General features: G+C 73.7%; 20 protein-coding genes. 5 read left to right on the forward strand and 15 right to left on the reverse strand.

Annotated features, from left to right (window positions below; translation table 11 throughout):
• Window positions 1-12 precede the first annotated feature (12 nt).
• Window positions 13-762, forward strand: coding sequence for an SIR2 family NAD-dependent protein deacylase (locus tag ABT127_RS06180; protein WP_351445081.1), 750 nt, complete (start codon window positions 13-15; stop codon window positions 760-762).
• On the opposite strand, the gene ABT127_RS06185 is transcribed toward ABT127_RS06180, so the two are convergent.
• From ABT127_RS06185 to ABT127_RS06255, 15 genes are all read right to left on the reverse strand, one after another.
• Window positions 759-1,259 (reverse strand): methylated-DNA--[protein]-cysteine S-methyltransferase, encoded by a 501-nt coding sequence (locus ABT127_RS06185; protein ID WP_351445082.1) that lies wholly within the window; start codon window positions 1,257-1,259, stop codon window positions 759-761. The two genes, ABT127_RS06180 and ABT127_RS06185, sit on opposite strands and share 4 nt — an antisense overlap.
• A gap of 12 nt (window positions 1,260-1,271) precedes the next feature.
• Entirely contained in the window at window positions 1,272-2,738 is a 1,467-nt protein-coding gene (locus ABT127_RS06190) for an AlkA N-terminal domain-containing protein (RefSeq protein WP_351445429.1), read from the reverse strand.
• A gap of 200 nt (window positions 2,739-2,938) precedes the next feature.
• Window positions 2,939-3,466 carry an O-acetyl-ADP-ribose deacetylase gene (locus tag ABT127_RS06195; protein WP_351445084.1) on the reverse strand — a complete coding sequence of 176 codons (528 nt, stop codon included), beginning with the start codon at window positions 3,464-3,466 and terminating at the stop codon, window positions 2,939-2,941.
• The gene (locus ABT127_RS06200; protein ID WP_351445086.1) at window positions 3,463-4,881 is read right to left on the reverse strand and encodes a phytoene desaturase family protein; all 1,419 of its coding nucleotides are present in this window, start codon (window positions 4,879-4,881) and stop codon (window positions 3,463-3,465) included. The genes ABT127_RS06195 and ABT127_RS06200 overlap by 4 nt, the downstream gene beginning before the upstream one ends.
• 100 nt (window positions 4,882-4,981) lie before the next feature.
• A complete protein-coding gene (locus ABT127_RS06205; RefSeq protein WP_351445088.1) occupies window positions 4,982-5,845 on the reverse strand; it encodes an inositol monophosphatase family protein in 864 nt (287 codons plus the stop codon).
• Window positions 5,846-5,951: 106 nt separating this feature from the next.
• Window positions 5,952-7,757 (reverse strand): gamma-glutamyltransferase family protein, encoded by a 1,806-nt coding sequence (locus ABT127_RS06210; protein ID WP_351445090.1) that lies wholly within the window; start codon window positions 7,755-7,757, stop codon window positions 5,952-5,954.
• An 8-nt stretch (window positions 7,758-7,765) separates the two neighbouring features.
• Window positions 7,766-8,797, reverse strand: a complete 1,032-nt coding sequence (locus ABT127_RS06215) for an ABC transporter ATP-binding protein (protein ID WP_351445092.1) — start codon at window positions 8,795-8,797, stop codon at window positions 7,766-7,768.
• Entirely contained in the window at window positions 8,794-9,795 is a 1,002-nt protein-coding gene (locus ABT127_RS06220; RefSeq protein ID WP_351445094.1) for an ABC transporter ATP-binding protein, read from the reverse strand. Before ABT127_RS06220 ends, ABT127_RS06215 begins: the two co-directional genes overlap by 4 nt.
• Window positions 9,792-10,613, reverse strand: a complete 822-nt coding sequence (locus tag ABT127_RS06225; RefSeq protein WP_502971648.1) for an ABC transporter permease — start codon at window positions 10,611-10,613, stop codon at window positions 9,792-9,794. Before ABT127_RS06225 ends, ABT127_RS06220 begins: the two co-directional genes overlap by 4 nt.
• A gap of 50 nt (window positions 10,614-10,663) precedes the next feature.
• Window positions 10,664-11,617 carry an ABC transporter permease gene (locus tag ABT127_RS06230; RefSeq protein ID WP_351445431.1) on the reverse strand — a complete coding sequence of 318 codons (954 nt, stop codon included), beginning with the start codon at window positions 11,615-11,617 and terminating at the stop codon, window positions 10,664-10,666.
• 50 nt (window positions 11,618-11,667) lie between these two features.
• A complete protein-coding gene (locus ABT127_RS06235) occupies window positions 11,668-13,236 on the reverse strand; it encodes an ABC transporter substrate-binding protein (protein ID WP_351445098.1) in 1,569 nt (522 codons plus the stop codon).
• A gap of 304 nt (window positions 13,237-13,540) precedes the next feature.
• Window positions 13,541-13,933 carry a cold-shock protein gene (locus ABT127_RS06240; RefSeq protein ID WP_351445100.1) on the reverse strand — a complete coding sequence of 131 codons (393 nt, stop codon included), beginning with the start codon at window positions 13,931-13,933 and terminating at the stop codon, window positions 13,541-13,543.
• Between the two features lie 92 nt (window positions 13,934-14,025).
• Complete coding sequence (locus ABT127_RS06245) at window positions 14,026-14,694, reverse strand: DUF4232 domain-containing protein (RefSeq protein WP_351445102.1); 669 nt, start codon at window positions 14,692-14,694, stop codon at window positions 14,026-14,028.
• 9 nt (window positions 14,695-14,703) lie between these two features.
• Complete coding sequence (locus ABT127_RS06250; RefSeq protein ID WP_351445104.1) at window positions 14,704-15,423, reverse strand: response regulator; 720 nt, start codon at window positions 15,421-15,423, stop codon at window positions 14,704-14,706.
• The gene (locus tag ABT127_RS06255) at window positions 15,420-16,580 is read right to left on the reverse strand and encodes a sensor histidine kinase (protein ID WP_351445106.1); all 1,161 of its coding nucleotides are present in this window, start codon (window positions 16,578-16,580) and stop codon (window positions 15,420-15,422) included. Before ABT127_RS06255 ends, ABT127_RS06250 begins: the two co-directional genes overlap by 4 nt.
• A 227-nt stretch (window positions 16,581-16,807) precedes the next feature.
• Between ABT127_RS06255 and ABT127_RS06260 the strand changes: the two genes are divergently transcribed.
• The 4 genes from ABT127_RS06260 to ABT127_RS06275 all read left to right on the forward strand — a co-directional run bounded on the left by ABT127_RS06260 (window position 16,808) and on the right by ABT127_RS06275 (window position 23,650).
• Window positions 16,808-17,818 carry a carboxymuconolactone decarboxylase family protein gene (locus tag ABT127_RS06260; RefSeq protein WP_351445108.1) on the forward strand — a complete coding sequence of 337 codons (1,011 nt, stop codon included), beginning with the start codon at window positions 16,808-16,810 and terminating at the stop codon, window positions 17,816-17,818.
• Window positions 17,815-18,681, forward strand: coding sequence for a class I SAM-dependent methyltransferase (locus ABT127_RS06265; RefSeq protein ID WP_351445110.1), 867 nt, complete (start codon window positions 17,815-17,817; stop codon window positions 18,679-18,681). The genes ABT127_RS06260 and ABT127_RS06265 overlap by 4 nt, the downstream gene beginning before the upstream one ends.
• 93 nt (window positions 18,682-18,774) lie before the next feature.
• A complete protein-coding gene (locus ABT127_RS06270) occupies window positions 18,775-19,434 on the forward strand; it encodes a hypothetical protein (protein ID WP_351445112.1) in 660 nt (219 codons plus the stop codon).
• Between the two features lie 178 nt (window positions 19,435-19,612).
• Window positions 19,613-23,650 (forward strand): bifunctional nitrate reductase/sulfite reductase flavoprotein subunit alpha, encoded by a 4,038-nt coding sequence (locus tag ABT127_RS06275; RefSeq protein ID WP_351445113.1) that lies wholly within the window; start codon window positions 19,613-19,615, stop codon window positions 23,648-23,650.
• The last annotated feature ends 79 nt before the right edge of the window (window positions 23,651-23,729 follow it).

A 23,729-nucleotide genomic window follows, 5' to 3' on the forward strand; every position in this document is an offset into this window, starting at 1 on the left:
ACCCTCGGCGTCATGACCACGTCGCAGCCGCTCGTCGCGATCCTCACCGGCGCCGGAATCAGCACCGACTCCGGTATCCCCGACTACCGGGGGCCGAACGGGGTGTGGCGCAAGGATCCCGACGCCGAGAAGCTCGTCACGTACGACTACTACATGAACGACCCGGAGATCCGGCGCCGCGCCTGGCAGGTGCGGCGCGGCGGGGGCACCCTCGCCGCCGAGCCGAACGCCGCCCACCGCGCGATCGCGGACCTGGACCGCTCCGGCGTCCCCGTGCGGGTCGTCACGCAGAACGTCGACGGGCTGCACCAGCGCGCCGGGCTTCCCGCCCGCAAGGTGCTGGAACTGCACGGCTCGGCTCGGGAGTTCGTGTGCACGGGGTGCGGGGAGCGCGGGCCGATGGAGGCGGCGCTGGCCCGCGTGGAGGCGGGTGAGGACGATCCGGGGTGCCTGGTCTGCGGCTCGGTCCTGAAGTCGGCGACCGTCATGTTCGGCGAGAACCTGGACCCGGTGGTGCTCGCCGAGGCGGTCGCGGTCACCAAGGCGTGCGAGGTGTTCTTCGCGGTCGGCTCGTCGCTCCAGGTGCATCCGGCCGCGGGCCTCGCGGGTCTCGCGGCCGAGCACGGCGCCCGTCTGGTGGTGGTGAACGCCGAGCCGACCCCGTACGACGACGTGGCCGACGAGGTCGTACGGGAGCCGATCGGGACGGCGCTGCCGCGGCTGCTGTCCCACGTGCGGCGCGGCCCCGGGGGCGCGGTCTAGAAGAGCGCGGTGCCCCGCTCGAAGTCGAGCAGGCGGCGCTTGCGGTCGAGGCCGCCGCCGTAGCCGGTCAGGTCGCCGTTCGCGCCGATGACACGGTGGCAGGGGACGATGACGCCGACCGGGTTCTTGCCGTTGGCGAGGCCGACGGCGCGCGAGGCGTTGGGCTTGCCGAGGGCGGTGGCCAGTTCGCCGTAGGTGCGGGTCTCGCCGTACGGGATCCGCTGGAGCTCGGCCCAGACGGACCGCTGGAACGGCGTGCCGGCCAGGGCGAGCGGCAGGTCGAACGTGGTCAGCTCGCTCTGGAAATAGGCGTTCAGCTGGTCGATGACGGCGCCGAAGGGACGCTCGTCGCGGACGCCGAAGGTCTCCTCGGCGGGGCGGTGGCGCTGGTCGGTCATGTAGAGGCCGCAGAGGGTGCCGTCGGCGGCGACGAGCGTGAGCGGCCCGTACGGGCTGTCGACGACGGTGTGCTGTTTCCGGGTGGACACGATGGACATGACGTACATCCCTTACGCGGGGAGGAAGTTGATCGGGTGGTCGTCGGTGGCCCACAGGTACTGGGTCGCGTACGCCCGCCAGGGGCGCCAGGCCGCGGCCCGTGCGGTGAGCGCCGCCGGGGTGTGGGGCAGGCCCAACTGCTGTGCGGCGCGCCGCATTCCGAGGTCGCTGGGCAGGAAGGCGTCGGGGTCGCCGAGGGCGCGCATCGCGATGGCCTCGACGGTCCAGGGCCCGAAGCCGGGCAGCGCGGCGAGCCGGGCGCGCGCCGCGTCCCAGTCGGACTCGGGGCCCAGCGTCAGCTCCCCGTCGGCGAGTTGCCGTACGAGCGTGAGGAGCGTGGCGCGCCGGCTGCGGGGCAGCGCGAGGGTCTCCGGGTCGAGCGAGGCGAGGGCGGCCGGGGCCGGGAAGAGGTGGGTGAGCCCGCCCTCCGGGTCCTCGACCGGCTCTCCGTGGGCGAGGACGAGACGGGCGGCGTGGGTGCGGGCGGCGGCCGTGGAGACCTGCTGCCCGAGCACGGCCCGCACGGCGAACTCGGCCTCGTCGACGGTGCGCGGCACCCGGCGGCCCGGCGCCTTGTCGACGAGCGGGGCGAGCAGCGGGTCGGTGCGCAGCCGGTCGTCGACGGCGACCGGGTCGGCGTCGAGATCCAGCATGCGGCGGCAGCGGCTGATCGCCACGGTGAGGTCGCGCTGGTCGGTGAGGACGAGCCGGCAGCCGATGTGGTCGGGGCCGGGAGTGAGGCTCACGATGCCGTGCCCGTACGGCAGCCGGAGGGTGCGCCGGTAGGCCCCGTCGCGCCACTCCTCGACGCCCGGCACGGCGGTCGCGGCGAGGTGGCCGAAGAGGTTGTCGGGGTTGAGGGGCTTGCGGAACGGCAGCCGCAGGGTGAGCGCGCCGGGGGTGCTCGTCCGGCTGTGCGGCGCGCGGGTGCGCAGTTCGCTCGGGGTGAGGGCGTAGACCTCACGGACGGTGTCGTTGAAGGCGCGGACGGAGGAGAAACCGGCGGCGAACGCGATGTCGGCCATGGGCATGCCGGTCGTCTCGACGAGCAGTCGCGCGGTCTGGGCGCGCTGCGCGCGGGCGAGGGCGAGCGGGCCCGCGCCCAGCTCGGCGAGGAGCTGGCGCTCGATCTGCCGCTCGCTGTACCCGAGCAGCCGGGCGAGCCCCGGTACGCCGTCGCGGTCGACGACGCCGTCCCCGATGAGGCGCATCGCGCGGGCGGTGAGGTCGGCGCGCCGGTTCCACTCCGGGGAGCCCGGGCTGGTGTCGGGCCTGCACCGCTTGCAGGCCCGGAATCCGGCCTGCTGGCAGGCGGCGGCGCTGGCGTAGAACTCCATGTTGCGGGGCTTGGGCGGCACGACCGGGCAGCCGGGCCGGCAGTAGATGCGGGTGGTCTTGACGGCGGTGAAGAACACCCCGTCGAACCGGGTGTCCTTGGCCTGCACAGCCCGCACACACCGCTCGAAGTCGGTGTGCATGGCGACGGCCCGAGCCTGTTCGGTGGACATGTCTCAAGCATCGACCATGGTGAGGGTCTTGGCTGGCGGAAATCCGACATGGACGTGAAGCGCCCCGTCAGGGGCGTGGGGGAACTGCGCGACCAGCCACGACGAGAGCCGCGCCCGCCGACAGAACAGGCCCCCGCAACGGCGCCTGGGCGCCCTGAACCCCAGCCCCGTCAGCCCAGGAACTCCGCAAAAGCAGCCCGGGCCCCCTCGTCGAACACCACGAACCGCACCTCCCGCACAGACCCGGGCGGAGCCCCCCGCACGGCCTCGACAGCGATCCGTGCCCCGTCCTCCACCGGCCAGCGATAGATCCCCGTGGAGATCGCCGGAAACGCCACGCTCCGGACCTGGAGCTGCTCGGCGACCTTCAGCGACTCCCGGTAGCAGGAGGCGAGCAGCTCGGAGCGGTCCTCGGTCGGGGACCAGCGCGGGCCGACGGTGTGGATGACGTACCGCGCCGGGAGCCGCCCGGCGGTGGTGGCGACGGCCCGGCCGGCGGGCAGGCCCTTGCCGTAGTGGGAGGCGCGGAGCCTGCGGCACTCGGCGAGGATCTCGGGCCCGCCGCGGCGGTGGATGGCGCCGTCCACTCCCCCGCCGCCGAGCAGCGACGAGTTCGCGGCGTTCACCACGGCGTCCACGTCCTGCTCGGTGATGTCGCCCCGGACGAGGACGAGCCGGGGCCCCTCGGGCGTACTCATGTCGCGCGCAGCCTGCGCCAGACGGCCTTGGCCGCGTTGTGCCCCGACATGCCGTGCACGCCGGGGCCGGGCGGCGACGCGGACGAGCAGATGAAGACGGCGGGGTGCGGGGTCGTGTACGGGGACAGCGACAGCTTGGGCCGCAGCAGCAGCTGGAGTCCGCTGGCGGCTCCGCTGGCGATGTCACCGCCCACATAGTTGGCGTTGCGGACGGCGAGCTCCGGCGGGCCCGCCGTGGCGCGGGCGAGCACCAGGTCCCTGAAGCCCGGTGCGAACCGCTCCAGTTGGCGCTCGACGGCGTCCGTCAGGTCACCGTCCCAGCCGTTGGGCACGTGCCCGTACGCCCAGAAGGTGTGCTTGCCCTCGGGGGCGCGCGTCGGGTCGACGACGGTCGGCTGGACGGTGATGAGGAACGGCGACTCGGGCGCCCGGCCCTCGCGCGACGCGGCGCGCAGGGCCTTGGCGATGTCACGGCGGTACGGTCCCACCTGGACGGTCCCGGCCGTGCGGGCCTCCTCGGCGGTCCACGGCACCGGGCCGTCGAGCGCGTAGTCGACCTTGAAGACGCTGGAGCCGTAGCGGAAGCGGTCGTAGTAGCGGCCGAGGCCCGCGATCCGGGCCAGGGCGGTGGGTGAGGTGTCGAAGATGTAGGCGCGGGCGGGCGGCAGGTCGTCGAGCCGCTTCACCTCGTAGTCGGTGTGGATCGCGCCGCCGAGGTCCTTCAGGTATCCGGCGAGCGCGTCGGAGATCGCCTGGGAGCCGCCCCGGGCGAGCGGCCAGCCGCGCGCGTGGGCGGCGAGCGCGAAGACGAGGCCGATGGCGGAGGTGGCGAAGCCGCCGAGCGGGGCGATGACGTGCGCGACGAGGCCCGCGAAGAGGGCGGCGGCCCGGTCGTCGCGGAAGCGGCGGGTCAGCCAGGTCGACGGCTGGAGGCCGACGAGGCCGAAGCGGGCGAGGGTGACCGGGTCGCGCGGCAGCGCGCTGAGCGGCAGCGACATGAAGTCGCGGACGAGGGTGTCCCAGTGCGGCAGCAGCGGCTCGACGAGACGGCGGTACGTGCCCGCGTCGCGCGGCCCGAAGGAGGCGGCGGTCTCGGCGACTGAGCGGGACAGCACGGCCGCGGTCCCGTCGGGGAACGGGTGTGCCATGGGCAGTGGGGCGTGCACCCACTCCAGGCCGTACCGCTCCAGCGGCATCGCCCGGAACGCCGGGGAGTTGATGCCCAGGGGGTGGGAGGCGGAGCACGGGTCGTGGCGGAAGCCGGGCAGCGTCAGCTCCTCGGTGCGCGCGCCGCCGCCCACGGTGTCCTTGGCCTCGAACAGGGCGACGGAGAATCCGCGCCTGGCCAGTTCGACGGCAGCGGTCAGCCCGTTGGGCCCCGCACCCACCACGACGGCGTCGAGCATCGACGGCACCTTCGGACTCCTTCGTCAGCCGATGGCCACTGCTCGGACAGGATATGCCGGGCCACCGACAACGCCGGGTGCGGGTGGCGTGCCGCGAGGGTCGCGCTGGTCAGGCTCCTTCGGCCAGCAGCCCCTTGATCCGCTCCGCGGTGGCCGCGTCCCGTGCCGCCGTGAAGGGCAGCGCGTTGCCCCCGGTGATGCGGAACGGGAGGCCGTCGCGCGTGAGGTGGGCGCCGCCCGCCTCCTTGACCAGGAGCAGTCCGGCCGCGTGGTCCCAGGCCAGCTCCCAGCTGAAGGCGAGGGCGTCGAGGGCGCCGCGGGCGACGGCCAGGTACTCCAGGCCGGCCGAGCCGCAGGGACGCGGGGCGATGCCGTCCGTGCGCAGGCCGAGCAGGGCCCGCTTCTGCGCGTCGGTGGTGTAGTCGGGGTGCGAGGTGGCGGTGCGGAGGTCCTGGCCCGGCTCGGGTGAACCGGCGTGCAGCACCCGGCCGTTGAGCCGTGCGCCCCGGCCGCGGACGGCGACGGCGAACTCGTCGAGCGCGGGCGCCCAGGTCCAGGAGGCGAGCACCACGCCGTCGAGCACGAGCGCGACGAGGGTGCAGAAGCCGGGGTCGCCGTGGACGAACTGGCGGGTGCCGTCGACCGGGTCGACGATCCAGACGGGGGCGGTGCCGCGTATCTGCTCGTAGCGCGCGGGGTCCGCGGCGACGGCCTCCTCGCCGACGACGACGGAGCCGGGGAGCAGGGCGGGCAGTTCTCGGGTGAGGTGTTCCTCGGCCCGCTTGTCGGCGACGGTCACGAGGTCGTGCGGGGCGCTCTTCTCCTCGATCTCGTGGGAGGCGAGCTGCCGGAAGCGCGGGGTGATCTCGGTGGCGGCCGCGGCGCGGACGATCCGCTCCACGTCGGTCAGGAGCTGGTCGGTGACCTTGCTGGTCAGAAAGTCGTCGATGCTTTCCGTCGTTGTCTCGATCATGCCTCCATGAGAACACGCCCCACTGACAACGCGTACCGAGGAGGTGAACGAGGGGTGGACTCACCGTGAAATCGGCGGTCCCACCCCTCGTGGCCCGCGGCGCCGGTCAGCGGCCGACGGCGTACCCCTGCATCCCGCGCGGGTTCGCCGCCGCGAGAAGGACGCCGGTGCGCGGGTCGCGGGCGACCGCGCACAGGCGGCCCTCGGACCAGGCGTCGCCGACGGTCACGTCGTGGCCGCGGCGGCGCAGCTCGGCGATGACGTCCTCGGCCATGCGGGACTCGACGGTCACCGATCCCGGGCGCATGCCGCGCGGGAAGAAGGAGCCGGGGAAGGAGTCGTTGTGCCAGTTCGGGGCGTCGATGGCGCCTTGCAGGTCGAGCCCGCCGCGGACCTCTCCGCCCAGCGCCACGGCCAGGAAGAAGTGCAGCTGCCACTGGTCCTGCTGGTCGCCGCCCGGGGTGCCGAACGCCATGACGGGGACGCCGTCCTTCAGGGCCAGGGACGGGGTGAGCGTGGTGCGGGGGCGGCGGCCGGGGGTGAGCGAGTTGGGCAGGCCCTCGTCGAGCCAGGCCATCTGGAGGCGCGTACCGAGCGGGAAGCCGAGTTCGGGCACGACCGGGTTGGACTGGAGCCAGCCGCCGGAGGGGGTGGCGGCGACCAGGTTGCCCCAGCGGTCGACGATGTCCAGGTGGCAGGTGTCGCCACGGGTGCCGCCGTCCTTGGCCACGGTGGGCTCTCCGGCACCCGCGCCCGCGACGCCCATCGCGTCGAAGCCCGCCTCGCCGGAGGCGACCGCGTGGGCGTGCGCGCTCAGCCGGGGCTCGGCGCCGAGGGGGCTGCCGGGGCGCAGGTCGTGGGAGGCCTTCTCGGGGTCGATCAGGGTGCGGCGGGCGGCGTTGTAGTCGTCCGACAGCAGCGCGTCCACGGGGACCTGCTCGGCGTCGCCGTACCAGGCCTCGCGGTCGGCCATGGCGAGCTTGCAGCCCTCTATGAGCAGGTGGACGTAGTCGGCCGACCCGTAGGCGGGCAGTTCCGGCGGGAGCAGGGCGAGCTGCTGGAGGAAGGCGGGGCCCTGGCTCCAGCCGCCGGCCTTGCACAGGGTCCAGCCGTTCCAGTCGTAGGTGGCCGGGGCCTCGTAGGTCGCCTCCCAGGAGGCCAGGTCCGCGAGGGTCAGGGTGCCGGTGTGGCGCTCGCCGCTGGTGTCCATGGTCGGCCGCTGCGACTGGCGGACCAGCGCCTCGGCGATGAAGCCCTCGCGCCAGATGCGGCGGGCCTCCTCGATCTGCGCGACGCGGTCGGAACCGGCGGCCTCGGCCTCGGCCGTCAGCCGCTTCCAGGTGGCGGCGAGCTGCCGGTTGCGCAGCAGTTCGCCGGGGCGGGGCGCCTTGCCGTCGACGAGATAGACCTCGGCGGACGAGGGCCACTCGGTCTCGAACAGCTCGCGCACCGTCTCGACGGTCTGGCCGACGCGCTCGACGGGGGCGTGGCCGTCCTCCGCGTAGCCGACGGCGTACTTGAGGACGTCGGCGAGGGACTTGGTGCCGTGGTCCTTCAGGAGCAGCATCCAGGCGTCGAAGGCGCCGGGCACGGCGGCGGCGAGCGGGCCGGTGCCCGGGACCAGGTCGAGGCCGAGCGCCTTGTAGTGCGCGACGGTGGCTCCGGCGGGGGCCACGCCCTGGCCGCACAGCACGCGGACCTCGCCGCCCTCCGGCGCGATGATCATCGGCACCTCGCCGGCCGGGCCGTTCAGGTGCGGCTCGACGACGTGCAGGACGAAGCCCGCGGCGACGGCCGCGTCGTAGGCGTTGCCGCCGTCCTCCAGGACCGCCATCGCGGACTGGGAGGCGAGGTAGTGCGTGGAGGACACCATGCCGAAGGTGCCCTGGAGGGTCGGCCGGGTGGTGAACAAGAAGGCTCCTAGCGGGTGGCGGTGCGGGTGTTCGGGATCGTACGAGAGGCCGCGTCCGGGGATGTGCCGTCGTCGGCGACCAGGTGGCAGGAGACCTCGCGGCCGCCGGCAGCGCTTTCGAAGGTCCGCAGGGCCGGTACCTCGGTGCGGCAGCGGTCCACGGCGAGCGGGCAGCGGGTGTGGAAGCGGCAGCCGGGCGGCGGGGCGAGCGGGCTGGGCAGTTCGCCGCTGAGGACGATGCGTTCCCGGGTGCGCTGGGTGACCGGGTCCGGGACCGGCGCGGCCGAGAGGAGCGCCTGCGTGTAGGGGTGCTTGGGGTCGGCGAACAGCTCGCGGGTGGGGGCCTGTTCGACGATCTGGCCGAGGTACATGACGGCGATCCGGTCGGCCAGGTACTCGACGGCGGCCAGGTCGTGCGTGATGAACAGGCAGCCGAAGCCGCGGTCGCGCTGGAGGTCGGCGAGCAGGTTGAGGACGGAGGCCTGCACGGAGACGTCGAGCGCGGAGGTCGGCTCGTCGGCGACCAGCAGATCGGGGTCGACGGACAGGGCGCGGGCGATGGAGATGCGCTGGCGCTGGCCGCCGGAGAGTTCGTGCGGGTGCCGGTCGGCGTGCTCGGGGCGCAGTCCCACCTGGGCGAGAAGTTCCCGTACGCGCGCGTGGGCGGCCTCTTTGTTCTTGGCGATGCCGTGCAGGCGCAGCGGTTCGGCGACGATCTCGCCGACGGTCATCCGCGGGTCGAGCGAGGAGGACGGGTCCTGGAAGACCAGGTGGAAGTCCTTGCGCAGGGGGCGCAGGGCGCGCCGCGACAGGGTGGTCACATCGGTGCCGTTGATGCGGACGGTGCCGCCGGTGGGCTCGTCGAGGCGGACGGCGCAGCGGCCCACGGTCGACTTGCCGCTGCCGGACTCGCCGACGAGGCCGACGACCTCGCCGCGCCCGACGGTGAGGGTGACGCCGTCGGCGGCGCGCACGGTGCCGCCCGCGCCCGCGAAGTGGCGTTCGAGGCCGGTGAGTTCCAGCACGGGGGCGGTGCTCATGAGGCGGTCTCCTGGAGGGTGTGCGGGTGCCAGCAGGCGGCGCGGTGCGCGGCGTCCGCCCCGGCGTCGGCGACGACGGCCTTGAAGCCGGGGCGCGCGCCCGTGCAGGTGTCGTCGGCGCGGGCGCAGCGCGGCGCGAACGTGCAGGCGTCGGGCTGTGCGTCGAGGCTCGGCACCAGTCCGGGGATCTCGGGCAGCCGGTCCTTCGGGGTGCCGGGGCGCAGGACGGCGGAGAGCAGCCCGCGGGTGTAGGGGTGCCGGGGCGCCGCGAACAGCTCGTCGGCCGGTGCCTGTTCGACGGGACGGCCCGCGTACATGACGAGGACGCGGTCGGCGATGTCGGCGACGACGCCGAGGTCGTGGGTGATGAGGACGATGGCGGTGCCCAGCCGTTCGCGCAGCGACTTCAGGACGTCGAGGATGCCCGCCTGCACGGTCACGTCGAGGGCCGTGGTCGGTTCGTCGGCGATGAGCACCGACGGGTCGCAGGCGACCGCGATGGCGATCATCACGCGCTGGCGCATGCCGCCGGAGAGCTGGTGCGGGTACTCGTCGACGCGCTGGGCCGGAGCCGGGATGCCGACCAGGTCGAGGAGTTCCACGGCACGCGCGCGTGCCTCCTGCCTGCTCAGCCCCTGGTGGCGGCGGAGCACTTCGCCGATCTGCCGGCCGATGGTGAGCACCGGGTTCAGGGACGTCATCGGCTCCTGGAAGATCATCGCGATGTCCTTGCCGCGGATCCTCCCGTACGCCTTGTCGTCGGCGCCCGCCAGTTCCCGCTCGCCGAGCCGGATCGAGCCGGAGACGTGCGCGGTGGGCGGCAGCAGTCCCATGACGGCCATCGAGGTGACGGACTTGCCGCAGCCGGACTCGCCGACGACGGCGAGGACCTCACCGGCGTGCAGGTCGTAGGAGAGGTGGTCGACGGCGTGCACGGTGCGGGTGTCGGACACGAAGGAGACCGACAGGTCCCGCACGCTCAGAACCGGCTGGGTCATCGGGTGGCTCCACGGGGGTCGAGGACGTCGCGCAGGCCGTCGCCGAGCAGGTTGAACGCCAGGGTCGCGGCGACCACGGCGAGGCCGGGGAAGACCGCCATCCAGGGCGCGGGCGCGAGGAAGGACTGGGCGGAGGAGAGCATCACGCCGAGGGAGGGCTCGGGCGGCTGGACGCCGAGGCCGAGGAAGCTGAGCAGGGCCTCGCCGATGATGGCGGCGGGGATGCCGACGGTGGCCTGCACGGTGAGCGCGGACGTCGCGTTGGGCAGGATGTGCCGGAACAGGACGGTGGCGTCGCCGCCGCCGTTGGCGACGGCCGCGGCCACGTAGTCGACGTGCTTGAGGCGCAGCGTCTCGGCGCGGGTGATGCGGATGACGGCCGGGATCTGCGAGATGCCGATCGCGATCGTCGCGTTGGTCAGCGACGGGCCGAGGACGGCGGCGAGGCCGACGGCGAGCACCAGGAACGGGAAGGCGAGCATGGTGTCGGTGACCCGGGACACGACGCTGTCCGCGATCTTCCCGTAGTAGCCGGCGAGCAGGCCGAGGGGGACGCCGACGAGGAAGGCGAGGACCACGGCGAGCACGCCGACCTGCATCGAGGCCCGCGCTCCGTAGACGACCCGGGAGAGCTGGTCGCGGCCGAGGTCGTCGGTGCCCAGCCAGTGGGTCCAGCTCGGCGCGCCGAGCACGTGGTCGAAGTCGGGCCGCGCCGGGTCGTAGGGGGCGACGAGCGGGGCGAGCAGCGCGGCGAGGACGAAGACCAGCGCGATGACGGCGCCGGTCATGGCCAGCTTGTTCCTGCGCAGTGCGCGCAGCTTGGCGTTCCCGGTGGCCCGGGCGCGCAGTCCCGTGAGAGCGAGCGTGGTCACCGGGCACCTCCGAGCCGGATGCGCGGGTCGATGACCGAGTACGCCACGTCGACCAGCAGGTTGATGAAGATGTACGCGAACGAGGTGACGAGGACGACGCCCTGGAGGGTCGCGTAGTCACGGGTGAAGACGGCATCGATGGTGAGCTTGCCGAAGCCGGGGAGGACGAAGATCTGCTCGGTGACGACCGCGCCGGAGATCAGGTGGCCCAGTTGGAGGCCGAGCACGGTCACGACGGTGACGAGGGAGTTGCGCAGGGCGTGCCCGCCGACGACCTCCCGGCGGGAGAGTCCCTTGGCGCGTGCCGTGCGGACGTAGTCGGCGGAGAGCGAGTCGAGCATGGCGGCGCGGGTCTGCCGCATGACGACGGCGGCGAGCCCGGAGCCGAGCACGATCGCGGGCAGCACCATGCGCCGCAGGTTGTCGACGGGGTCGGTGCCGAAGGGGACGTAGCCGGAGGCCGCGAAGACGGGGACGGCGATGGCGAACGCGAGCACCAGGACGATGCCGAGCCAGAACGTCGGGATCGAAAGGCCCAGCAGGGCTAGGGCGTTGGCGATCCACTCGGCGGGCCTGCCGCGCCGTACGGCGGCGACGATTCCGGCGCCGATCCCGAGGACGATGGCCAACAACAGTGCGAGGGCGGCGAGTTCGAGGGTGACGGGCAGCGCTTCGCCGATGGCGTCGGCGACCGGCAGGCCGGTGCGCGAGGAGGTGCCGAGGTCGCCCTGGAGGGCGTGGCCGATGAAACGCCCGTACTGGACGACGATGTTGTCGTCGAGGCCGTACTCGCTGCGGATCGCGGCGAGCGCCTCGGGGCTGCGCTCCTCACCGGCGAGGGCGAGCGCCGGGTCGCCGGGCAGGGCGCGGATGCCGGTGAAGACGACGATCGAGACGAGGAAGAGGGTGATGAGGGACTGCCGGACGCGGGTCAGGACGTACTTGGCCATCGGGTGACCGGCGAGCGGTCCGGGCTTCTTCAGGGACATCTGGGCGGTCGTCACTTGGCGTACCCCGCATCCTTCACGCGGATCAGGCCGTCGCCGTAGACGTGGATGCCCGCGACGTCCTTCCCTGCGACGACGTAGTTCTTCTGGCGGTAGAGGTAGATGAGGGCGTGCGCGGCGTTCACCCGGCGGGTCAACTCGGCGTAGATCCGGTTGCGTTCGCCGGTGTCGGACTCGGTGCGGCCGCGCGCGATGAGGGCGTCGACCTTCGGGTCGCCGTAGCCGTAGGCGTTCATGGCGCCCCGTGTCTGCAGGAAGCTGGCGATGTTGCCGTCGGGGTCGAGCCGCCCGGACCAGCCGCTGTTGAAGGCCTGGTACTGGCCCGCGTCGGTCTCCTCCAGCATCGTCGCGTACTCGGTGGGCCGCAGCGTGACGGCGAAGCCGGCGTCCTTGGCCATGGCCTGGATGACCTGGCCGATGCGGCTCCACTCGGGGGTGGTGGAGGTCTTCAGCTCGATGTGCACCGGCGTCTTCACCCCCGCCCGCTTCAGCAGTTTCCTGGCGGCGGCCACATCGCGCTCGGGGCACCGCGACGCGCGTACGCCGGGCGCGATCGCCGACTCCGGGGAGACGGGCCCGCAGGCGGGCTCGTACATGCCCTGGAAGACGACCTTGTTGATGAGGTCGCGGTCGATGGCCAGGTCGAAGGCCTCGCGGACGCGGACGTCGCCGGCGAGCGGGCTGTCGATCGTGCCGGGCTTCGCGCCGAGGCCCTTGACGTTGCCGACGTTGATGCCGATGCCCTGGTAGCCGAGCGAGGGCGAGTTGAACAGCTGGAGCTTCGCGTCGGTCAGTGCGCTCTTCACGTCGACGGGGCCCATCTGGTCGCCGACCTGGACGTCGCCGGAGCGCAGGTTGGCGAGGCGGACACTGCCGTCGGGGATCGGCTTGTAGATCACCTTGTCCAGATGGACGGCGTCGGCGTCGTAGTAGTGCGCGTCCTTGGTCAGGACGATGCGGTCGCCGCCGACGCGCTCGGAGAAGGCGAACGGGCCGACGCACGAGGGGTGGTTGGTGAAGTTCTTGCCGTACTTCTTGAGCGCGGTCGGCGACATCACCATGCCGGCGCGGTCGGCGAGGACGGCGGTCAGCGGCACGTAGGCCTGCTTGAGGGTGAGCTTCACGCTGTACGCGCCGGTGGCCTGCGCCGACTTCAGCGGCGCGAGTTCGGTGGCGCGCGCGGAGCCCGGGAGGTCGCGGTGGCGCAGCAGCGAGGTGACGACGGCGTCCGCGTCCAGCTTGGTGCCGTCGCTGAACGTGGCGTCCTTGCGGACGTCGAAGGTGACGGTGCGGCCGTCGGCGGAGACCTTCGGCCGGGCCGTCGCGAGCTGCGGGACGATCTCGCCGTCGGCGTCGGTGTCGTAGAGCTTCTCGCACATGCCCGCGAAGACGGTGCGGCCCACGAGGGTCTGGGCGAGGGTCGGGTCCAGCTTGTCGGGGTCCGCGTTGAGCGCGACCGTGAGGGTGCCGCCGTCGCGTACGGGGCGGTCGTCGGTCATGCGCTCCCCGCCGACGTCGGTGGCCGAGGACTGCAGGGAGCCGCAGCCCGCCGTCAGGGACATCACCAAGGCAACTGCCGTGCAGGCAACCGCTGTTCGGCGCACGAGGGCATACCTCCGCCAGGGAAGGGGATCCGCAGGGGCCCATGACGGATCACGGGACGCCTGTGGGCGATCAAGGAATACCGCAGAACGTATTTCGCATACAGTCCGCAGGACAAGGGGGTTGTCCGGATGCCGGACCGCTTTCTGTGAAGATTGAATGAGTGGACCCGACATCCAGGGAGAAGAAGTCCGAGAACGGACAGGGCCCGGGCCGAGTCCATCGACTCGGCCCGGGCCCGGGCGGCTCAGCGGGGGTGGCGGGTCAGCTGTCCACCCAGCCGTGCTTGCGTCCGCTCTGCACCAGCTCGCGGCGGATCGTCAGGATCTGCTCGCCCGTCAGGGAGGGGGCGGCGCGCAGCAGCAGCTCGGTGACCTCGTTGGTGAACTCGTCGACGCGCAGCACGTCGCAGAGCACGTCGTCGCCGTCGGCCGAGCCGTGCCGGCCGCCCGCCACCGGCACGGACGCGCCCTCGGCGAGCTGGACCGAGGACGCCTTCGGGCCGCGGTCGCCGTCCTCGATGTCGAAATCGACCTTCAGCCCGATGCGCAGATAGGACTCGGGGATGAGGAGGTCGTTCACATGCAGGAAGACGTCCTCACCGCCGTCGTCCGGAGCGATGAACCCGTAACCACGCGCCCCGTCGAAGCGCACCACACGACCAGCGACCACCCTGACCCCCAACCACCACGGCGGACCCGGCGTCCGCGCCCTCAGCAACCTTCGTTTCGGATCCTAGCGGGCGGCTCTCAGCGCTCGTGCCAGGCCGTCGTGCCGAGTCGTCCGGTGCTGCCGAGGTCGAGCGGCGGCTCGGGGGTGACCGTCCGGGCGGCGCCGGCGATGCCCGGATCGACCGTCACACGGTCGACGGTGACGGGCGGGTTCGTCGTGTCGGCGTAGGTGTTGCGCCAGGCCAGGACGGAGATCGCGCTCTCGCCGCGGCGAAGTGTGAGGCGGTGCGGTCCGGGGTCCGCCACCGCGTCGGTGACCTGTCGGGTGCCCCGGAGGACGCGGACGCTCTCGATGGGGGTGCCGTCGGACTCGGCCAGCCGCAGTCGCGGATACCCGGAGAGCGCGACCGTGCCCGTGCCGCAGTTGGTGAGGGTGAGCCGGAGGGCCCGCAGCCCCAGGGCGGCGTCGGCCGCACCCGCCGTGATCCGCACCCCGGAGCCGGGGCAGGGGCCGGTCGGCGCGGCGGTCGTGGGCGGCGCGGTCCGGACCGTGCCGTACTGCGGCGCGCTGGGGTCGAGCTTGTCGAGGTGCACCCGGCCGAGGTCCGTGCCGCTGCTCGACGGCGAGGCGGCAGGCCCCGCGGGCGCGGCGTCGCCGGACGTCTGTGTGCCGCACCCCGTCACGAGCAGCGCGGCGGCGGTGAACCCAGCGGCGCGCGTGAGGACGGCCCTCCCCCTGATCATCATGGGCCGATCCTAGGCGGCTCCTTCCCCGGCGCCCCGGGCGCGTGCGGTCACCAGGCCCGATTCGTAGGCGAACACGACGAGTTGCGCCCGGTCCCGGGCGCCCAGCTTGGTCATGGCGCGGCTGATGTGCGTCTTGGCGGTGAACGGGCTGATCACCATGTGCGCGGCGATCTCCTCGTTGGTGAGGCCGCGGGCGGCGAGCGCGGTGACCTCGCGCTCGCGCGGGGTGAGGTGTTCGAGGCCGGGGGCCGTCGCCCGGTCCGGTGGCCGTGCGACGAACTCGCCGATGAGGCGGCGGGTGACGGACGGCGACAGCAGGGCGTCGCCGCGTGCCACGACCGCGACACCGGCCAGCAGGTCGTCGGGCTCGCTGTCCTTGAGCAGAAATCCGGAGGCGCCCGCGCGCAGCGCCTCGAAGACGTATTCGTCGAAGGCGTAGTTGGTGAGCATGACGACGCGCACGGCGGCAAGGGCCGGGTCGGCGGCGATCCGGCGCGTCGCCCCGATCCCGCTCTCGCCCGGCATCTGGACGTCCATGAGCACGACGTCCGGCACGGTCTCCCGCACGAGCGCGACCCCGGCCGCGGCGTCCCCGGCCTCCCCGACGACCTCGATCCCGTCCTCGGCGTCGAGCAGCGCCCGGAATCCGGCCCGCATCAGCGCCTGGTCGTCGACGAGCGCGACCCGGACGACAGGGCCGGCCGGGCGGTGCGGCGCGGTGTCGGTCACGGGGCGGCCCCGAGCGGCGTGCGGTGCGGGGCGGCGCTCCCGGTCCCGGACGGGACCGGGCCGTCGGCGCCGCCGGGATCCGTCGGCAGCACCGCGCGTATCTCGAACCCTCCCCCGGCGCGCGGTCCCGCCGTCAGCGTGCCGCCGCCCGCCGTGACGCGCTCCCGCATGCCGGTCAGGCCGGTGCCCTCGGCCGCCGGGCGGTCCTGGTCCGCCGTGCCCTCGTCCGTCACCCGCACGGTCACCTCGGTCTCCCCGTAGGCCAGCCGCACGTCGGTGCGGGCGGCGCCGCCCGCGTGCCGTGCCACGTTCGTCAGGGCTTCCTGCACGATGCGGTAGACCGTGCGGTCGAGGTGCGGCGGCAGGGTTCGCTCGCGGCCGGTGACGGTGAGCGTGACGGGGATCCCGGCCGAGCGGGCGCGCTCCACGAGCAGCGCCGGGGTGCCGGTGGGCTCGTCGGTGCGCAGCACGTCGAGCGTCGCCCGCAGTTCGCGCATCGCCTCACCGCTGGCCTCCTGGATGGCGAGCAGCGCGGGAGGTATCTCCTCGCCGCGCTTGCGGGCCAGGTGCACCGCGACCCCGGCCTGGAGCTTGACGATGGAGATGTTGTGGGTGAGGGAGTCGTGCAACTCCCGTGCGATGCGCAGTCGTTCCTCTCCCGCGCGGCGCAGTGCGGCCTCCTCGCGGGTGCGCTCGGCCTCCAGCGCGCGCTGTTCGGTCTGATGGAGGTACGCCTGCCAGTTCTTGTCGGCGAGGCCGGTGACGACCGCGCACAGGAACCACCCCGCGAGCAGCATCGCCCGGCCGGTGGCCCCGTCGGCGGCCAGGGCGTCCCGCGTGATGTACACGGCGAGGAATCCCCCGGCGACGGCCGCGCCGAGCGCCCGGTGCCCCGCGCGGGAGGCGGTGTGCACGGCCGCGATCACCGGCAGCGCGGCCAGCGGCCCGGGGTGCGCGGCCACGACGTACGCCGTGGTCGGGGCGGCCGACCCGAGCAGCACGGTGCGGGGCGCGTGCCGATGGGCGGCCAGGATCGCGGCGGCCGCCGCCATCAGCGCGTACCCCGCCGGTGGTGCGCCGTCGCCGAGCGCGGCCCCGAGGACCACCACCGTGCCGATGACGACGGCCAGTGCCGCGTCGGCCGCGTACGTCCGCATCCCGATCCCCCTCGTCAGGCCCCGCTCCCGCTCACGTCCCCCTGCTCGTTCCGAGGCTAGAGGCCGCCACCGACATCGGCGTCCGCCGCGAGGACGGGAGCGGCGGTCCGCCTACTCCCCGGGGAGTAGGCGGGGTTGGGCTCCGGCGTACGACGCCGGGGGCCGGGGCGCGGGGCGAGTCTGGGACCCGTTCCGCAGCAGCCGCACCGCATCCTCCAGGAGTCCTCATGTCCGGCCCCTACCGCTACACCGAACCGCCCTCCCCCAAGTCCGCCACCGGCACCACGGCGGCCGTCTACGCGCAGGCCGACGCCGACTTCGGCATCCCGAAGCCCGCCACCCTGGTCGTGCTCGCGTCGGCGCCCGAACTGCTCGCGCCCACCTGGTCGCTGCTGCGCGAGTCGCTGATCGCGGGCAGCGGTTCGCGCGCCGACCGGGAGCTGGTCGCGGCCGGTGTGTCGCAGGCGAACCGGTGCCCGTTCTGCGTGGACGCGCACGCCGTGCTGCTGCACGCGCACGGCGACCCGGCGCTCGGTGAGGCGGTGGCCCGCGGCACGGATCCGGGTGACGAGCGGGCGGCGCGGATCCTCCGGTGGGGCCGGGACACCCGGGTCCCCGGCGCGCCCGCTCTCGCGCCGCCGCCGTTCCCGCGCGCGGACCTCGCGGCGCAGCTCGGCACCGCGCTCGCCTTCCACTTCATCAACCGGATCGTGTCCGCCCTGCTGACCGAGAACCTGCTGCCCGCGGGCGCCCAGCGCTGGCGGGCGGTGCGCGCCCTCGCGGGCCGCGGTGTCTCCGGTGTCGTCCGGGCCGCGCACGCTCCGGGCAGGTCCCTGCCGCTGCTCGACGCGCTGGAGCCCGGGCCCGGCTGGGCGGCAGGCAGCCCGGTCGGGCCCGCCTACGCGGCGCTGCGCACGGCCGCCACGAAGGGCGCCGGGCTGCTCGACGACGCCGACCTCGGCCTCGTGCAGCAGACCGTCGCGCGCTGGGACGGCACGCATCCGCCCGCCGTGTGGCCCGGGCTGCCGGACCGCGAGGAACGACCCGGCGCACGCCTGGCGCTGCTCGCCGCGCTGGCGCCGTACCGGATCACGGACGCGGACGTCGCGGCGTGGCGGGTGCCGCCGTACACCGATCACTGCCTGGTGCATCTCGTCGCGTACGGGGCGTTCGCCGCCGTGGACCGGATCGAGTCCGCGCTGCCCGCCGCCCTCGTCGGCCGCTTGGAGACCCGATGACCGTCACCGCCAATCACCGGCAGGCCCACGCCTGGAACGGTCCGCTCGGCCGGCACTGGGCCGCGCAGGCCCGGCGGTTCGACGCGCTGCTCGGCGAGGCCGACGAGGCCCTGTTCGCCGCCGCGGCGATCGGCCCCGGCGACCGGGTCCTCGACATCGGGTGCGGGGCGGGCGCGACGACCCGCGCCGCGGCCCGGCTCGCGGCGCCGGGGCACGCGGTCGGCGTGGACATCTCCGCCCCGCTGGTGGACCGGGCGCGGGCCCGCACCGCCGAGGAAGGGGTGCCGGGCGCGTCGTTCGAGCTGGGGGACGCGCAGGCGCACCCGTTCCCGCCGGGCGGCTTCGACGTGGCGATCAGCCGCGGCGGGGTGATGTTCTTCGAGGACGAGGCGGCGGCGTTCGCGAACGTGGCGCGGGCGCTGCGCCCGCGCGGACGGCTCGTCTTCGTCTGCCCGCGCCGGCCGGGCCCGGACTCCGAGGAGGGCGCGGCGCTGGCCCTGTTCGCCCGGCACCTCGCCGAGGGCACCGAGGGCCCGGCGGCGCCGGACCCCGACGTCCACGCGGCGTATGCCGCGCACTCGGCGATGGCGTCGCTGTCCGAGCCGTACCGGGTCCATGCGGCGCTGCACCGCTCCTTCACCGGGATCGCGGTCAATCCGCTGGACGTCCACACCCACTGGGGTGATTCGCCCGCCGACGCGGTCGACTTCCTGCTGTCGCGCGCGCCCCGGCGCCGCGTGCCCGCCGCGACGCGCGCCGTGCTGGAGGACACGCTCCGGCCGTACGCGACCCCGCGCGGAGTGCGGACGCGGGCGGGGGTGTGGCTGGTGTCGGCCGTACGCCGGGACGATGCCCGAGCGTGATGCTCAGGTGACAGAAGTAGCGGTACCGGTCGCACAGCAACCCGTGTGAGACTGGCTTCCCCCACCCCACCCCCGACGTAAGGGACGTACACCGTGCGTTCTCTCCCGCTCCCGGTCACCCTGGCCGTCCGGCTGCTGCCCGTCGGCATCCTCGCCTGTGTCGGCTGGGCCTGGTCCACCGGCCCGATGTCCGAACCCGCGGCCAAGGACACGCACGACGCGGCGCCGCAGGCTTCGGACGCCCCGTCGAGCCCCAGCGCGAGCGTGGCGGCGAAGTCGTACGCGAAGCCGCCCGCGCCCTGCGGCACCGTCGCGGCCAAGACGGTCTCCTCGCTGGTGCCGGGGGCGAAGACGGCCGGCAAGGAGCTGTCGGCGACGGACGAATCGGTTCGCCGCGGCTGCTCCTGGAGCGCGCTGAAGGGGTACGACTACCGCTGGCTCGACGTGTCCTTCGAGGTGAAGGGCTCCGACACGCTGGCGCAGCAGGCGTACAAGGACGACAACAGCGACTCGAAGGCCAGTTCGCTCGCCGGCCTCGGGGACGAGGCCCGGGTCACGAGCTCGCTCACCACGAAGGACAAGCAGGACACCCGCGAGTCCGTGGTGACGGTCCGCAAGGGCAATGTGCTGGTGACCGTCACCTACAACGGCAGCGACTTCGAGTCCAAGGGCGCGCCGGCGAACGACACCATGATCAAGGGGGCCCGGAAGGCGGCCGGGGACGCGGTGGCCGGCCTGGGTTCCGCGGGCTGACCGACCGTCCCGCACCCCGCGGAGGACTGCCTCTCACGCCGCCCTCCTCCCGTCTGTGCGTCCCACGTAACCCCTGTCGTCGGGCGTCGGAGACAGCCGCGTAACGGACCCTTCGTACGGTCGGAACCGGACGGCCGAGCACATCGGCGCGGAACGATCATGAAGGGGCGGGGTGCCTGTGGCCGCGCCGGACTCGCGGGAGAGCAGTGCGGAGCAGGTGCGGACGGTGTGCTCGTACTGCGGTGTGGGCTGCGGTCTCGTCCTCGACATCGGGGTGGGAGCGGACGGCCGCCGTACGGTACTGAGGGCGTCCGGCGACAAGAAGCATCCGGCGAACCGCGGCCGGCTGTGCACGAAGGGCGCGACCACCGCCGATCTGCTCGCCGCCCCCGGCCGCCTGACGACCGCACTGGTGCGCCCGGCGCGCGACGCGGCCCAGGCGCCGGTCGCCGTGGACACGGCGGTGCGGGAGACGGCGCGGCGGCTGCGCGCCGTCGTCGACACGCACGGCCCCGACGCGCTCGCCTTCTACGTGTCGGGCCAGATGAGCCTGGAGGCGCAGTACTTGGCGAACAAGCTCGCCAAGGGGTTCGTGCGCACGAACCAGATCGAGTCCAACTCCCGGCTGTGCATGGCCAGTGCGGGCACCGGCTACAAGCTGTCGCTCGGGGCGGACGGGCCGCCCGGCTCGTACGAGGATCTCGACCGGGCGGATGTCTTCCTCGTCATCGGCTCCAACATGGCCGACTGCCACCCGGTGCTGTTCCTGCGGATGATGGATCGGGTGAAGGCGGGCGCGAAGCTGATCGTCGTCGATCCCCGGCGCACCGCGACCGCCGCCAAGGCCGACCTCTTCCTGCAACCGCGGCCGGGCACGGACCTTGCGCTGCTCAACGGCCTGCTCCACCTGCTGCACGAGAACGGCCACACGGATCCGGACTTCATCGCCCGGCACACCGAGGGCTGGGAGGAGCTGGTGCCGTTCCTCGCCGGCTACTCCCCCGCCGCCGTCGCCGAGGTGACCGGGCTCGCCGAGGACGACCTGCGGACGGCGGCCCGGCTGATCGGCGAGGCGGGCGAGTGGACGAGCTGCTGGACGATGGGGCTCAACCAGTCCACGCACGGCACCTGGAACACCAACGCGCTGATCAATCTCCATCTGGCGACGGGCGCGATCTGCCGTCCGGGCAGCGGACCGTTCTCGCTGACCGGGCAGCCGAACGCGATGGGCGGCCGCGAGATGGGCTACATGGGGCCCGGTCTGCCGGGCCAGCGGTCCGTACTCGTCGACGCGGAGCGGGAGTTCGTCGAGGACCTGTGGGAGCTCGACCGCGGCACGCTGCGCGCCGACGGCGTCGGCCGGGGCACCGTGGAGATGTTCCGGAGGATGGCCGACGGCGACATCAAGGCGTGCTGGATCATCTGCACCAACCCGGTGGCGTCCGTCGCCAACCGCCGCACGGTCATCGAGGGCCTGGAGGCGGCGGAATTCGTCGTCGCGCAGGACGTGTTCGCCGAGACGGAGACGAACGCGTACGCCGACGTGGTGCTGCCCGGCGCCCTGTGGACGGAGACCGAGGGCGTCCTCGTCAACAGCGAGCGCGGCCTCACGCTCGCCCGGGCCGCCGTCGATCCGCCCGGCGAGGCGCGGGCGGACTGGGAGCTGATCGCGGCCGTCGCCCGGGAGATGGGGTACGCGGACGGGTTCTCGTACACGAGCGCCGAGGAGATCTTCGAGGAGCTCAAGCGGGCCTGGAACCCGGCGACGGGCTGGGACCTGCGCGGGGTGAGCCACGAGCGGCTGCGCGCGACGCCCGTGCAGTGGCCCGCCGCGCGCGCGGACGGGCCCGAGCGCAATCCGATCCGCTACGTCGACGAGGACGGCGTGCCGACGTTCCCGACGGCGAGCGGACGTGCCGCCTTCCACGCCCGGCCGCACATACCGGCGGCGGAGATGCCGGACGACGACTACCCGTTCACGCTGAACACCGGTCGGCTGCAGCACCAGTGGCACACGCTCACCAAGACGGCGAAGGTGGCCAAGCTCAACAGGCTGAACCCCGGGCCGTTCGTCGAACTGCACCCGCTCGACGCGGAGTCGCTCGGGGTGCGGGACGGCGACGCGGTGGAGGTCGCCTCGCGGCGCGGCCGGGCGGTGCTCCCCGCGGTCGTCACCGACCGCGTGCGGCAGGGCTGCTGCTTCGCGCCGTTCCACTGGAACGACCTGTTCGGCGAGTACCTGAGCGTCAACGCCGTCACGAACGACGCCGTCGACCCGCTGTCGTTCCAGCCCGAGCTCAAGGTGTGCGCGGTGTCGCTCACGAAGGTGGCGGCGGCCCCGCCCGCCGAGACGCCACGGCCCGAAGCGGCCTCCTCCGTCGGGCCGTTCGGCCTGGAGACCGCACCGCCCCCGGTGCTCTCCGCGCAGGAGCGGCAGTATCTGGTCGGCTTCCTCGCGGGGATCCCGTCCGGAACGCCGGGAGTGCCGGTGCTGCCGTCGTCGGCGCCGTTCAGCGCCGAGCACGCTCTGTGGGTGAACGGGGTGCTCGCGGGGATGTACTCGCGTGCACCCGAGCCGGCCGCATCGGTGTCCCGTCAGCAGATAGTCGTCCTGTGGGCGTCGCAGACGGGGAACGCCGAGGACTTCGCGGGCGTCACCGAGCGCCGGCTCACCGCCGCCGGGCACGCTGTCTCCCTCGTCGGCATGGACCGGGCCGATCTCGGCGCCCTCCCGGCCGGCGCAGATCTGCTTCTGATCACCAGCACTTTCGGCGACGGCGACGCTCCCGACAACGGCGCCGGGCTCTGGGAGACGCTGGCCGCACCCGACGTCCCGCGCCTGGAGGGCCGCCGCTACGCCGTGCTCGCCCTCGGCGACTCCTCCTACGACGACTTCTGCGGACACGGCCGCCGGCTCGACCGACGGCTCGGCGAGCTGGGCGCGCTGCCGCTCGCGCCCCGCACGGACTGCGAGCCCGACTACGAGGACTCGGCGCACGCCTGGCTCGACCACGTCCTCGCGGCACTCTCCGCCCCGCCGGAACCCGCCCCGGCAGTGGCCGCCGCCCCCAGGACCGGCGCGCGGCGACCGGCCCGGCCCGTCCCGGTCACCGCGCGCCTCACCGGCAACCGCCTGCTGAGCGGACCCGGTTCGGGCAAGGAGGTGCGCCGGTTCACCTTCGACACGCGGGACAGCGAGACCCCGTTCACGTACGAGGCCGGGGACGCGCTCGGTGTCCGGCCGCTCAACTCCCCCGACCTGGTGGCGCAGTGGCTGACGGTCACCGCCCTCACCGCGCACACCGAGGTCACCCTGAAGGACATCGGCCGCGCCCCGCTCGACGAGGCCCTGCTGCGCCATCTGGACATCACCCGCATCACCCCGGACCTGCTGCGCTTCGTCACCGAACGGGCCCGCGATCCAAGGGAGTTGAAGAAGCTGCTGCGGCCGGACAACAGGGACGGACTCGCCCGGTGGTCGTGGGGGCGGCAGGCGATCGACGTCGTCGCCGAGCACGCGGTGAAGGCCGACGCCCAGGAGTGGGCCGACGTCCTCGGCCGCCTCCAGCCGCGCCTGTACTCCATCTCGTCGAGCCCACTCACCGATCCGCGGCTGGTCTCCCTGACGGTCTCCGTCGTGCGCTACGAGAACGCCGAAGGCCGGCCGCGGCAAGGGGTGTGCTCCCCGTTCCTCGCCGACGCCGCGCCCGGCACCGCCGTCCCGGTCCACGTGAAGGCGGCCCCGGCCTTCCGCCCGCCGGCCGACTCCGCGACCCCGACGGTGATGGTCGGCCCGGGCACCGGGGTGGCGCCCTTCCTGGGCTTCCTCGACCAGCGCCGGGTGCTCGGCCACCGCGGGCCCAACTGGCTCTTCTTCGGCGAGCAGCACCGCGCCACCGACTTCTACTACGAGCAGGAGCTGGCCGCGCACCTCGCCGACGGCACCCTCACCCGCCTGGACACCGCGTTCTCCCGCGACCAGCGCGCCAAGGTGTACGTGCAGGACCGGATGCGCGAGCACGGACCGCAGTTGTGGTCGTGGCTGCAGGACGGCGCCCGGTTCTACGTCTGCGGCGACGCCTCGCGCATGGCCAAGGACGTCGACCGGGCACTGCGCGACATCGCGGTGGCCCACGGCGGGCTCGACGAGGCGGGGGCGACGGCGTACGTGAAACAGCTCGCGGCCGACAAGCGGTACGTCCGCGACGTCTACTGAGACTGCCTGGAGTCCCCAACTCGGCTACCTCCAGGGCCCGTTGGAGGAGCGGACGATGAAGGTGTGCGCCAGACGATGA

The sequence above is a fragment of the Streptomyces sp. NPDC001904 genome, assembly GCF_040297005.1.
Taxonomy (GTDB): domain Bacteria; phylum Actinomycetota; class Actinomycetes; order Streptomycetales; family Streptomycetaceae; genus Streptomyces.